We start from the raw sequence: 293 nt of genomic DNA, 5'->3' as shown, positions 1-293 counted from the left end.
CTCCTATGAGCCGCTTGCTATGATTAGTCGCAAAATGCTGACAGAGCATCGCTACCATTTGATGCACTGGCAGGTATGGTTAAAACAGCTGGCGAATAGTACGAAAGAGGCGCGCCAAAAACTGGAAGCTGGAATGGCCAAGGTGTGGGAAGATGCGGGAGAGCTTAGTAGCCTCGGTCAAAATGCAGAAAATATCGTTCGCTTTGGTCTGATTACAGGCGAAGAGCTACTGAGACAAAGATGGCTGGCAAACACCAAAGACATTTTCCAAAAAGCAGGACTCAGCTGGCCAG

The 293-nt window shown here is 48.8% G+C and carries 1 protein-coding gene; it reads left to right on the top strand.

The window, feature by feature from the left end:
* Positions 1-19: 19 nt before the first annotated feature.
* Positions 20-293, top strand: a 274-nt coding sequence (locus SB775_RS28670; RefSeq protein ID WP_410864576.1) for a Phenylacetic acid catabolic protein, incomplete at its 3' end; no start/stop codon positions are given.

This window comes from Peribacillus sp. SIMBA_075, from assembly GCF_046534585.1.
The sequence above is the reverse complement of the archived record's forward strand: the minus strand, read 5'-3'. Positions and strand labels throughout refer to the sequence as shown.